This is a genomic window from Agromyces sp. NPDC056965 (assembly GCF_042673425.1).
Lineage (GTDB): Bacteria > Actinomycetota > Actinomycetes > Actinomycetales > Microbacteriaceae > Agromyces.
On sequence record NZ_JBHURI010000009.1, the window covers coordinates 22,870 to 34,637 of the forward strand.

8 protein-coding genes are annotated in these 11,768 nt (G+C 71.9%); 5 read left to right on the forward strand and 3 right to left on the reverse strand.

The genetic code is table 11. The features are described from left to right. Nucleotides 1-54: 54 nt before the first annotated feature. Nucleotides 55-1,605 carry an ABC transporter substrate-binding protein gene (locus ACFTQE_RS03830; RefSeq protein ID WP_376923810.1) on the reverse strand — a complete coding sequence of 517 codons (1,551 nt, stop codon included), beginning with the start codon at nucleotides 1,603-1,605 and terminating at the stop codon, nucleotides 55-57. 191 nt (nucleotides 1,606-1,796) lie between these two features. Between ACFTQE_RS03830 and ACFTQE_RS03835 the strand changes: the two genes are divergently transcribed. From ACFTQE_RS03835 to ACFTQE_RS03845, 3 genes are read left to right on the forward strand one after another with little or no spacing between them, the layout of a single operon-like run. Beyond that, nucleotides 1,797-2,702, forward strand: coding sequence for a MurR/RpiR family transcriptional regulator (locus ACFTQE_RS03835; protein WP_376923811.1), 906 nt, complete (start codon nucleotides 1,797-1,799; stop codon nucleotides 2,700-2,702). Beyond that, nucleotides 2,699-3,868 (forward strand): MFS transporter, encoded by a 1,170-nt coding sequence (locus tag ACFTQE_RS03840; RefSeq protein WP_376923812.1) that lies wholly within the window; start codon nucleotides 2,699-2,701, stop codon nucleotides 3,866-3,868. The genes ACFTQE_RS03835 and ACFTQE_RS03840 overlap by 4 nt, the downstream gene beginning before the upstream one ends. Beyond that, nucleotides 3,865-6,750 carry an FAD-binding and (Fe-S)-binding domain-containing protein gene (locus ACFTQE_RS03845; protein WP_376923813.1) on the forward strand — a complete coding sequence of 962 codons (2,886 nt, stop codon included), beginning with the start codon at nucleotides 3,865-3,867 and terminating at the stop codon, nucleotides 6,748-6,750. The genes ACFTQE_RS03840 and ACFTQE_RS03845 overlap by 4 nt, the downstream gene beginning before the upstream one ends. A gap of 22 nt (nucleotides 6,751-6,772) precedes the next feature. On the opposite strand, the gene ACFTQE_RS03850 is transcribed toward ACFTQE_RS03845, so the two are convergent. After that, nucleotides 6,773-7,828, reverse strand: coding sequence for an NAD(P)-dependent alcohol dehydrogenase (locus tag ACFTQE_RS03850; protein WP_376923814.1), 1,056 nt, complete (start codon nucleotides 7,826-7,828; stop codon nucleotides 6,773-6,775). Nucleotides 7,829-7,930: 102 nt separating this feature from the next. On the opposite strand from ACFTQE_RS03850, the gene ACFTQE_RS03855 reads away from it, so the two are divergent. After that, nucleotides 7,931-8,620, forward strand: coding sequence for a TetR/AcrR family transcriptional regulator (locus tag ACFTQE_RS03855; RefSeq protein WP_376923815.1), 690 nt, complete (start codon nucleotides 7,931-7,933; stop codon nucleotides 8,618-8,620). A gap of 49 nt (nucleotides 8,621-8,669) precedes the next feature. Here the strand turns inward: ACFTQE_RS03855 and ACFTQE_RS03860 are convergent, their stop codons facing one another. Next, nucleotides 8,670-10,262: an ABC-F family ATP-binding cassette domain-containing protein gene (locus tag ACFTQE_RS03860; protein ID WP_376923816.1), complete on the reverse strand. Its 1,593-nt coding sequence runs from the start codon at nucleotides 10,260-10,262 to the stop codon at nucleotides 8,670-8,672. Between the two features lie 236 nt (nucleotides 10,263-10,498). On the opposite strand from ACFTQE_RS03860, the gene ACFTQE_RS03865 reads away from it, so the two are divergent. Beyond that, nucleotides 10,499-11,752: a hypothetical protein gene (locus tag ACFTQE_RS03865; RefSeq protein ID WP_376923817.1), complete on the forward strand. Its 1,254-nt coding sequence runs from the start codon at nucleotides 10,499-10,501 to the stop codon at nucleotides 11,750-11,752. The last annotated feature ends 16 nt before the right edge of the window (nucleotides 11,753-11,768 follow it).

Genomic DNA, 11,768 nt, shown 5'->3' on the forward strand with positions numbered 1-11,768 from the left:
TGGGTTGAGCCGAACGGCGCGGCGCATGTGTGGGACGCCGCGCCGTTCGGGGTCTTAGTTGACCGTCGTGGTGCGGAGGTACTGCAGCGATCCGTTGGCCATGGGCGTGAAGCCCTGCACCTCGGATGCGGCTGCCGTGTACGAGTAGCTCGTGAAGAGCCAGATCCACGCGGCGTTGTCTTCGAGGTTCTCCGAGATCTGCGCGTAGATGTCCTTGCGCTCATCGGGGTCGGAGCTCTGCTTGCCCTCGGCGAACAGCGCGTCGAGCTCGGGCGAGCTGTACCCGGCGACCTGGTTCAGGTTGCCCGTGCTCGTGAAGTAGCGACCGTACATGCCGTCGGGGTCGGGGCGTCCGCCATTGAGGGCGACCGCGGCGTCGAAGTCGGCGGCGATCCAGCGGTCGACGAAGGCGCCCGACTCGAGCACCTCGAGCTCGAGGGTGATGTTCGCCTCGGCGAGCTGCGCCTTGAGGTTCTGCGCCTCGTTGACGCTCGTGGCGTACTCGCCCTGCGAGACGATCGTCTTGATCGTCACGCCGTCGGACTTGCCGGCCTTGTCGAGGTAGTCGGCGGCCTTGTCGAGGTCGCGCTCGGGGCAGGGGCGGGCGTCGGCGTCGGAGCGGTAGGCCGGCGACGTGATCGGGCCGGTCACCTCGCCCTCGCCGAGGGCGGCGGTGTCGAGCACCTCCTGGCGGTCGACGGCGCACTGGATCGCGAGGCGCACGTTGACGTCGGCGAGGTCGCCGCGACGGGCGTTCAGCTGCAGCGCGTGGTAGCTGAGCTGCGGGGTCTTCTCGATCGAGACGGTGCCGCTCTCTGCGGTCTGCGCGACGAGCGGGTCGTCGAACACCGCGAGCTGCACGTTGCCCGACTGCATCGCCGAGACGATCGAGGACTCGTCGGGGATGACGCGGAACTCGACCGTGTCGAGCTTGGCGGCGTCGCCCCAGTAGGCGTCGTTCTTGGCGAGCGTCAGCGACTGGCTGGCCTTGCGGTCCTCGAGCACGAAGGGCCCAGTGCCGTTCGGCGTCGTGTTCAGCTCGGCCTCGGTGTCATCGGACGAGAGCATCGCCATGTTGATGACGGCGAGGTTCGCCGGCAGGGCGGCGTCGGGCGCGCTGAGCGTGAGCACGACGGTCTGCTCGTCGGGCGCCTCGATGCCGGCGACCGACGCGAGCGAGGTGCGCGAGACGGCCGCGGTCGCCTCGGCCTGGATGGCCTCGAGCGAGAACTTCACGTCTTCGGAGCCGAAGGTCGAGCCGTCGGCGAAGGTCACGCCCTCGCGGAGCTTGAAGGTCACGGTCAGGCCGTCCTCCGACGCCTCCCACGACTCGGCGAGCCCGGGCACGACGTTCAGGTCGGCGTCGAACTCGGTGAGGGTGCCGTACAGGTTCTGCAGCACGTTGACGGCCTGGAACTGCGTGGCCTTCCAGGGGAAGAGCGTGTCGGGGTCGCTCGTGACGCCGACGACGAGCGAGCCGCCTGCTGCACCGGCATCGGTGGGCGCGGGCTTCGCCGAGCTGCAGCCGGTGATCGTCAGGGCGACGGCCGCTGCCAGGCCGACGGCTGCGAGGGCGCCGCGTGCACCGCGGTTGCCTCCGTTCATGGGGGAACTCCTCAGGGCTAGGTGCTGCCTCGTCCGGGTGGTACTGCGCTGTGTGCGCCGGCTCGAAGAGCATCGATGATCTCAGTGGGTCACAAAAGTACATCACATCAGCTAGGCGTGTAACAAAATTTCTTCTATTGTTGTCAGCACCGCCCCGTTGGGGCATCGAGTGTCGTCGACGAGGAGAGCTGATGCCCACTCACGAGCCCAGGGCCGATGAGCCCGGCCAGCGCCCCGTGCTCGTGCGCATCCGCGCCATCCTGCCCGAGCTGCGCCCGAGCGAGCAGCGCATCGCCTCGCTGTTCGTGTCGGAGCCCGCGATGATCGCCGAACTCTCGATCGCCGAGCTCGCGGCCCGCTGCGACACCTCGACGACCTCGGTCGTGCGCTTCTGCAAGCGCATGGGATACGAGCACTTCAAGGACCTCCGCATGGACGTGCTCCGCGACGTCGCACGCGAGACGTTCGAGACGGCCGGCCTTCCCGAGATCTCGGGCGACATCGACCGCGACGACACGCTCGACGACATCGTGGCGAAGGTCTCGATGGCCGAGACGCTCTCGATCGCCGACACGGCGAAGGTGCTCGACATCGTCGCCCTGCAGGCCGCGGTCGACGCGGTCGGCGCGTCTGCCCGCATCGACATCTTCGGGGTCGGGGCGAGCTCGTTCGTCGGACTCGACCTGCAGCAGAAGCTCACGCGCATCGGCCGCACCGCGCTCAACTGGTCGGACCCGCACGCGGCATGGACCTCGGCGGCGACGCTCCGCCCCGGCGCCGTCGCGATCGCGGTCTCGCACAGCGGCGGCACCGTCGACACCATCGAGTACCTCGCGATCGCCCGCGCCGCGGGCGCCACGACGATCGCGATCACCAACCACGACCACGCCCCGCTCGCCGAGCAGGCCGACATCGTGCTCACCACCGCCGCCCGCGAGACCGGGTTCCGCTCGGGTGCGCTCGGCAGCCGCATCGCGCAGCTCATGGTCGTCGACTGCGTCTTCATCGGCGTCGCGCAGGCGAGCTACGACCAGTCGATGGAGGCGATCCGCAACACCTACGCGGCAGTGCACCACCTCCGCGCGCGCCGCCCGTGACCCCGGCGATCCGAGGGCTCTTCGCCGCGTTCGCCGGCATGGGCGCGACCGCGGCGGCCATCCCCGCCGTGCTCCCGTCGGTCGAGCAGAGCGTCGGGGCATCCGTCGTCTCGGCCATCCCGGCCCTCTTCGGCGGCCTGCTCGCCGGCGTGCTCGCCTCGGGACTCGTACTGCGTCGCGTGCGTGCGCTGCACCTCGCGGCGATCGGATGCCTCGTGCAGGCCGTCGCGCTCTGCGGCGGCGCCCTCGCCGGCACCGCGCCGGCGTTCGTCGCCTTCGCCGCCCTCGCCGGCCTCGGGTTCGGGCTCACCGAGGCATCCGCGAGCGTCGCCTCGAAGGCCGCCTCGACCTCGTCGACCGCCGCCATCCTCACCGCGCTCACCGCGACGGTCGCGGTCACCGCGGCACTCACGCCGCTCCTCGTCGCGCTCGCCGCCGGCATCGAGCGGCCCTCGCTCGTGCTCCTCGTGGTCGCCGTCGCGCAGTCCGCCGCGGCCGTCGCGCTGGTCGTGGGCGCTCGCGGCACCGCAGCACCGGTGCGCGGAGCGCGGGGGCGCCGGCGCGGCCTCCGTCGTGCGAGCGTGCTGGCGCTCCTGCCCCTCGCGGTCGCACTCCCCCTCTACGTCGGCGTCGAGACCGTGTTCGCCGGGTGGTCGGCCGTGATCCCCGCCGAACTGCTGCGGGTCGACCCCGCGGCGGCGGCGATCGGCACCTCGGTGTTCTGGGGGCTCATGGCCGTCGGCCGGTTCGCCTCCTCGGCCATGCTGCGCAGCGGCGTCTCGACCCGGCGGGCGCTGCTCGGCGGCACGCTCACCGCAGCGGTAGTGCTCGGCGTCGCCGCCGTGGTGACCCCGACGGCTCCCGCCTTCGGACTCGTCGCGATCGCCGTCGCGGTCGTCGCCCTCGCCCCGACCTACGCGCTCACGGTGGGCCTCGCGCTCGACCGCCTCGACGACGACGAAGCTGCGCAGGCGACCGGGGTGCTCGTGGCCTGCGGCGCCGCGGGCGGCAGCTTCGTGCCCGCCGCGATCCTGTTCCTCACCGACGATCCCACCGCCCCCGCGACCTTCGTCGCGACCGCCGTCATCTGCCTCGTGGTCGCCGCCCTCTCGGCGATCCGCGTTCGCACCGCCAGCGCAGCAGTCACAGGAAGCCGCATCGCATGACCGTGTCAGCCACCGCCCACCGCTCCGCCGTCGACCCCGGCGACGCCCGTCTCGCCGCCGAGCTCGAGCGGGTGCTCGGCTCGACGGCACCGGCTTCCGGTTCGGCGGCCCCGGGGCGCGGCTCGACCGCCGCGGATGTCTCGGTCGCCGAGTTCGATCGCATCGTCGCGGGCGTCGACGCCTCGCACGTGCTGCTGACGCCTTCGGCGGTGGTCACGCCGCGCGACCTCGAGCAGGTCGCCGCCGTGCTCCGCTTCGCGGCGGAGACCGGGCTCGGGGTCACGGTGCGCTCGGGCGGCACGAGCCTGTCGGGCCAGGCCTCGACCGAGGGCATCCTGCTCGACACGCGCACCGCGTTCCGCCGCATCCAGCCCGAGTCGGGCGGCGACCGCGTGCGCGTGCAGCCCGGCGCGACGGTGCGGCAGGTCAACGCACGACTCCTCCGTCATGGCCGGAAGCTCGGACCCGACCCGGCCAGCGAGATCGCCGCGACGATCGGCGGCGTGATCGCGAACAACTCGAGCGGCATGGCCTGCGGCACGCACCACAACAGCTACCGCACGCTCGCCTCGCTCACCTTCGCGCTGCCGAGCGGCACGATCGTCGACACCTCGCTGCCCGATGCCGACCGACGGCTCGCCGCCGCCGAGCCCGCGCTGCACGCCGGACTCGCGCGCCTCCGCGACCTCGTGCAGGGCCGGGCCGACCTGCGCGCAGAGATCGAGCGGCAGTACCGCGGCAAGAACACGATGGGCTACGGCCTGAACTCCTTCCTCGACTTCACCGAACCGGTCGAGATCCTCGCGCACCTCATGGTGGGCAGCGAGGGCACGCTCGGCTTCGTCGCCGAGGCGGTCTTCGACACCGTGCCGATCGCATCGAGCATCGCGACGGCGCTCGTCTTCTTCCCGACGCTCGACGCGGCGACCGGCATCCTCCCGGTGCTCGTCGAGACGGGCGCCGCCACCCTCGAGCTGATGGATGCCGCGTCGCTCCGCGTGATCCAGGCCGACCCCGCGGCATCCGGCATCATCGACGACGTCGTGATCGACGGGCACGCCGCCCTGCTCGTGGAGTACCACGGCCGCGACGACGACGACCTCGCCGCGCAGCTCGCCGTCGCCGGCGCCGCCCTCGCCGCCGCCGGCGCACCCGCGCTCGACGTCACCCGCGATCCGAAGGAGCGTGCCCGCCTCTGGCACTTCCGCAAGGGCCTCTATGCGGCGATCGCCGGTGCGCGCCGGCCCGGGACCACCGCGTTGCTCGAGGACATCGCCGTGCCCGTGGAGCGACTGGCCGCGACGTGCGCGGCGCTCCAGACCCTCTTCGATCGCCACGGCTACGACGACGCGGTCATCTTCGGGCACGCGAAGGACGGCAACATCCACTTCCTCCTCACCGAGGACTTCACCGCGGCCGACGCGATCCTCCGGCAGGAGCGCTTCACCGAGGAGCTCGTCGACCTCGTGCTCGGCGCCGGCGGAACCCTGAAGGCCGAGCACGGCACCGGCCGGATCATGGCGCCCTTCGTCGAGCGCCAGTTCGGCGCCGAGCTCTACGCCGTCATGCGCGAGGTCAAGGCGCTCTGCGACCCCGCGGGCGTGCTGAACCCCGGCGTGCTGCTCACCGACTCGCCGACCGCCCACCTCGAGCACCTGAAGCTCACGCCCGAGGTCGAATCCGAGGTCGACCGCTGCGTCGAGTGCGGCTACTGCGAGCCGGTCTGCCCGAGCAAGGACGTCACGATCACCCCGCGCCAGCGCATCGCGGTGCGCAGGGCGCGGGCCGCGGCGCGAGCGGCCGGCGACACCGCGCTCGACGCCCGCCTCGCCGCAGCAGAGGACTACGCCTCGGTCGAGACGTGCGCCGCCGACGGCATGTGCCAGACCGCGTGCCCCGTGATGATCAACACCGGCGACCTCGTGCGGCGCCTGCGCGAGCCGAACGCCCCCACCCGCACGATCGCCGCGGGCCTCGCGAAGATCTGGGGGCCGGTGACGCGGGGTGCCGCCGTCGCGCTCACCGCCGCGAAGGCCGTGCCGCCGATCGCCATCGCGGCGAGCGCGGCCGGACGCGCTGTGCTCGGCACCGACGTCGTGCCGCAGTGGACGGCCGACCTGCCGCGCGGCGGGGCCAGGCGCGCCCACGCCTCGGCGGCCACAGGCGACGTGGTCTTCTTCTCGGCCTGCGTCGGCTCGATGTTCGGCCCCGAGGGTGACGGCATCGGCGCGGCATCCGCGTTCCGCCTGCTCTGCGAGCGCGCCGGAGTCGAACTCGTCACGCCCGACGGCATCGACGGGCTGTGCTGCGGCACGCCGTGGAAGTCGAAGGGCCTCGCGGCCGGCTACGCCACCGCGATCGAGAAGACCGCGCGGGCGCTCCTCGCCGCCGCCGACGGCGGGCGCCTGCCGATCGTCTGCGACAACTCCTCGTGCACCGAGGGCCTCGTGCACGCGCTCGAGAACGTCGGGGAGCTCGACGGTGCTCCCGTCTCGCTCCGCATCGTCGACGCCGTCGACTTCGCGGCCGAGCGACTGCTGCCCGCCCTCGACGTCGGCGAGCGCCTCGACTCGCTCGCGCTGCACCCGACCTGTTCGAGCACCCGGCTCGGTTCGAACGACCACTTGCGACAGCTCGCGAGCGCGGTGGCCGTCGACGCGGTGGTTCCGGATGCGTGGGGCTGCTGCGCCTTCGCGGGCGACCGCGGCATGCTGCACCCCGAGCTGACGGCGTCGGCGACCGCGGCCGAGGCGGCGGAACTGGCCGAACGCGACTTCGACGCGCACGCCTCGTGCAACCGCACGTGCGAGATCGGCATGACGCGCGCGACCGGCGAGCCGTACGTGCACATCCTCGAGCTGCTCGAACGCGCGACCCGCTGAGGCCGCCGGCCGTACCTCCGCCTCACCCGATGCGGAGCACCACGCTCCCCCGCTTGCGCCCGGTGTCGACGTAGCGATGGGCCTCGACGATCTCGTCGAGGTCGAAGGTGCGATCGATGACCGGCCGCAGTGCGCCGGATTCGGCGAGCGCCGTGAGCCGTTCCATGCCCGCCCGCCCCATCGAGGTGCCGCGGTGGTCGACCACGAGGCCGCTCCGGCGCGACTGCACGCCGGAGAGCAGCATGCCGGACAGGTCGGCGATGACGAGCAGGAGCGCCCCGCCCGGACGGAGCAGGTGGGCGACGCGGCCGAACGGCGCGTTGCCGACGCACTCCACGATCACGTCGTAGCGCGGGCGGTCGGGCAGCCCGTCGGTGCGGGCGTCCGACCGGCCGACCGCCGCGAAGTCCTCACGCGTGTAGTCGACGACCTCGCTCGCGCCGAGGGAGCGCACGAGATCGGCGTTCCGTCCGCTCGTCACGGCGGTCACGTGCGCGCCCCTGGCCGACGCGAGCTGCACGACCGCCGTGCCCACCGCCCCCGAGGCGCCGTTCACGAGCACCCGGCTGCCGGGCCCGATCGCGACCACGTCGAGGTAGCGCAGGGCGGTGTGACCGCCGAACACGATCGCGGCGGCCTCGTCGAATGAGAGGTTCGCGGGCTTCGGCGCGACGTCGCCCTCGGCGTCGATGACGACGAACTCCGCGTGGCAGCCCATGCGTGCACCGCGCATCACGATGACCTCGTCGCCGGCCGCGAATCGGGTGACGCCCTCGCCGATGCGCTCGACGACGCCGGCGGCATCCATACCGAGCACGGGCTTCCTGGGGCGGAACACGCCGATGACCGGCCCGACGGCGAGCCCGAGTCCGCGCGGCACGTCGCGGCTCCGCAACCGGTGGTCGGCGATGCTCACGGTCGACGCGTGCACGCGCACGAGGAGTTCCCCGGGCCCCGGCTCGGGCCTCGGCACCTCGGCGACCTGCACGACCTCTGGCCCGCCGAAGCGCGCTGCGACGGCGGCGCGCATCGTCGTGACGGTGGCGGATGCCGCCGGCTGGAGTGATTCGGTGGACATGTGCAGCTCCCTTACATTGTAAGACTTACGGCGTAAGATACGCGCTCGACCACACCGCGTCCAGTCCCCGAGGACGATTGCCTGACGTTGTAAGGTGAAGGCATGCCGCAACGGTCCCTCGCACGTCCCCAACTGACTCGCGAGAGCGTGCTGCAGGCCGCGCTCCTGGTGGCCGACCGCGACGGCATCGAGGCGCTCACGATGCGCGCGCTCGCCGAGCAGCTCGGCGTCGAGGCGATGTCGATCTACTACCACCTGCCGAACAAGGACGCGATCCTCGATGGGCTCGTCGAGGTCGTCTTCGCCGAGATCGAGCGCGAGGTCGGCGGGTTCGCGCCGCCCCCGGCGACGGATGCCGCGAGCTGGGCGTCGGCACTCCGCGAACGCATCCTCGGTGCGAGGCGCGTGCTGCTGCGGCATCCGTGGCTGCCGAACGTCATGAACGCGCGCGGCGCCTCGGGGCCGAACGCGATGCGCCACGTCGACGGCGTCGTCGGCATCATGCGGGCCGGCGGCATGTCGCACGACCTCATCCACCACTCACTGCACGCCGTCGGCAGCCGGATGTACGGCTACGTGCAGGAGCTCAGCGACGACGGGGCCGCCCCGGCACCGGTCGAACTCGCGCAGCTCGCCATGCTCGCCCCGCACCTCGCCGCGATGCTCGCCGACGTGGTGCACGACGATCCAGAGTCGACGCTCGGCTGGTGCGACGACCAGACCGAGTTCGAGTTCGGGCTCGACCTGCTGCTCGAGGGGCTCGAACGGCGCCGGGCGGCGCAGCCCGCCTGACCGCCCGCAGTCCCCGTGCTGAGGGCACGGGCCCTCGGAACGACAGCGCTCAGAGCGCCCCGGTCGCCGCCGTCTCGAGCACGCGAGGCGTGCCGTCGAAGACGAGCAGCCGGTCGGCGAGCTTGTCGACGAAGAACCGGTCGTGGCTGACCACGATGACCGCGCCCGGGAAGTGGGTCAGCGCCCGCTCCATGACCTGCGTCGAGGTGATGTCGAGGTGGTTCGTCGGCTCGTCGAGCACGATCACCGCGGCCCCCGAGAGCAGGCACTGCGCGATCGCGACACGCGCGCGCTGCCCGCCCGAGAGCGTGCCGATCTTCTGCTTCAGGTCGGCCTCCGAGAACTGCAGCATCGCGAGGAACCGGTTCACGCTCTTCTTCGTCGCGGTGAACGCGAGCGAGTCGGGGTAGGCGTTCACCGCATGCCCGACGGTGTCCTCCAGGTCGAGCTCGGCGTAGACCCGGTTGTACGAGACGTACCTGGCGCCCTTGGCCCAGCGCACCGTGCCGAAGTCGGCCTCGGTCTCGCCGGTCAGCACGTCGAGCAGCGTCGACTTGCCCGAGCCGTTCGAGCCGAGCACCGCGACCCGGTCGCCGCGGCGCAGGTCGAACGAGAGGCCCTCGAACAGCGGCGCACCGCCGAAGCCCTTCGCCAGCCCCGTCACGGTGAGCAGGTCGTTCGAGACCCGCAGCCCCTCGTAGATGCCGGTGATGATCTGGTCGATCGGGCGCGGGGCCTGCCGCTTCTTGATGTCGGCGAGCCGGCGTGCGACCGCGTTCGACGGGTTGCGGGCGGCCTCGCGGCGTGCGGCCGACGCGGCCTGCTCGTAGGCGAGCAGCTCCTCCTCGTGCGCGAACTGCTTCTCGAGCATCTTGAGGCGCGACTGCTTCGCGTGCACATAGGCCGAGTAGTCGCCCTCGTACTCCTGCAGGCGGTAGTTCTCGAGCTCGATGATGCGGGTGACCACCCCGTCGAGGAACTGCCGGTCGTGCGACACGACGAGCACCGCGCCCGCGAACCCCGAGAGCCAGTTCTCGATCCACTTCACGCCGTCGAGGTCGAGGAAGTTCGTCGGCTCGTCGAGCAGCAGCACGTCGGGCGACTGCACGAGGATCTGCGCGAGGGCGGCGCGGTTGCGCCAGCCGCCCGACAGCCGGCCGACCGACAGGGCGCGGCGCTCGTCATCGAAGCCGAGTCGGGTGAGCACCGTGTCGATCGTGGTCTCGTAGGTCCAGCCGCCGATGTGGTCCATACGCTCGAAGAGCTCGCCCTGCTCGGTGAGCAGCCGCGTCATCGCGTCATCCGCCATCGGCTCGGCCAGTGCCATGCCGATCTCGTCGAGGCGGGCCTGGGTCTCGTGCACCTGCGCGAAGTGCCCGCTCAGGATCTGCTGAATGCTCTGCTCGCCGTCGAGCTCGGAGAACTGCGAGAAGTACCCGATCGTGGTGCCGAGCGTGACGTCGCGTGTGCCGCCACTCGGTTCGCGCCGCCCGAGCACGACCTCGAGCAGGCTCGTCTTGCCGGTTCCGTTCTTGCCGATGAGCCCGACCCGGTCGCCCTGCTTGAGCTTCAAGAAGGCCTCCTTCAGCACGGGTCGCCCGTCGAACTCGATGCTGACGTCGTTCAGGCGGATCAGGCTCACGGGTGTCCTAGCGGTGAAGAGGTGAAGGGTTCGGCGAGACGGATGCCTCGAGCCGCGGCCAACTCTACCGACGCCGCCTGCGCGAACGGTGGCCGCGGCGCATTCCGCCCGAATGGATCCGGCGCCCGATATGGGGGTGCCGCCGGGGTGGTGCGCCGCCGGCACGAGGAGCAGACTCGCACTCGAGCCGTCGGGACGCCGGCGGGAGGCCGAAGCCGGCGTCGGCGGGAGGAACCATGGGCGACGCGCAACCACCGAGACCTGCACCCGACGAACGATTCGCGCCCGTGTTCGGCGCCGCGGCGTTCGAGGGCGATCCCCCGGGCGCCGTCAGCAGCCGGGCCGGCCACTTCCTCTCGATGGGCACCGCGGCCTTCGGATCGCCGGAGCAGACCGCCGATGTGCGCGATGACGCCGAGGCGCTCGGCGTGCCGTTCGTGGTTCCGGCGACCGAAGGCGACCTGCTCTGGAGCGACCAGTCGAACCTCGACCGGCTCACCCGCTTCGCGCTGCAGGACCACGGGGCATCCGACGCCCGCGACTGGCAGGGCGGGGCACCGCCTCGAGCCGACGACGAACTCGCGCTCTGGCACAACGTCGAGCTGACCCACTCGGTGCCGTCGCTGCTCGCCCTGCTGAATCACGCGCGCGGCAGCGAGCACGAGCTCGAGCGCGTCGCCGCTGCGGCCGCACTCCGTGCATTCAGCAACGGCGCGCTGGAGGCGGCCGACGAGGTGCTCGCCGCCGCGACCACCTCGGCCGACGAGCACGTGGCCGCGATCGCGAACACCGCGTTGCGCCGAAGCGACGGCGGCGGGACGGAACCGGCGCAGCCGACGCGCTCACCGACGGGCGGGAGCGCTCCGACGACCTTCGCCGCCGCAGAGGTGAGCCTCGCCATCCACGGCACGTGGGCGCAGGTGACCGCGGACCCCTGGTACGCGCCGGGCGAGCCGCTGCACCGTCACATCCGCGCCGTCTCGACCCCGAACCTCTACGACGAGAGCGACTACTACACGTGGAGCGGCGGGCACTCGCAGTTCGCCCGGGACGTCGGCTCGGCCGAGCTCCCGATCTGGAGGAACGCGCTCACCCTCCCGCCGTTCGACACCGTCTTCGCCCACAGCCACGGCGGCAACGTCGCACTGACCGCGGCGGCGAACGGCGAGCGCATCCGCATGCTCGTGCTCATGCACACCCCCGCCCTCCCGCGGCCGGACGAGCAGTGGGAAGCGATCCGCGCGCACGTGGGCCGCACCGTCGTGATGCGGACCCGGCTCGATCACGTCGTGCTCGCCGACGGCCTCGTCAACGGGAGTTCGCAGCGATTCGACCAGAACAGGCTTCCGCACCATCCGGTCGTGCTGCACTGGGCCAACCCCGACGCCTGGTTCTCGCACAGCTTCTTCACGGAGCTCGGGAGCTGGCTGAAGTACGACCTCGCCGGCACGGTCATCAGGCAGCACCGCTACGTCGAGCAACTCGTGTGACGGGCGCCGGTACCGT

Coding starts and splice junctions, on each gene's coding strand:
- ACFTQE_RS03855 (WP_376923815.1), top strand. CDS start 7,931: ATGCCGCAACGGTCCCTCGCACGTCCCCAACTGACTCGCGAGAGCGTG.
- ACFTQE_RS03835 (WP_376923811.1), top strand. CDS start 1,797: ATGCCCACTCACGAGCCCAGGGCCGATGAGCCCGGCCAGCGCCCCGTG.
- ACFTQE_RS03850 (WP_376923814.1), bottom strand. CDS start 7,828: ATGTCCACCGAATCACTCCAGCCGGCGGCATCCGCCACCGTCACGACG.
- ACFTQE_RS03845 (WP_376923813.1), top strand. CDS start 3,865: ATGACCGTGTCAGCCACCGCCCACCGCTCCGCCGTCGACCCCGGCGAC.
- ACFTQE_RS03830 (WP_376923810.1), bottom strand. CDS start 1,605: ATGAACGGAGGCAACCGCGGTGCACGCGGCGCCCTCGCAGCCGTCGGC.
- ACFTQE_RS03865 (WP_376923817.1), top strand. CDS start 10,499: ATGGGCGACGCGCAACCACCGAGACCTGCACCCGACGAACGATTCGCG.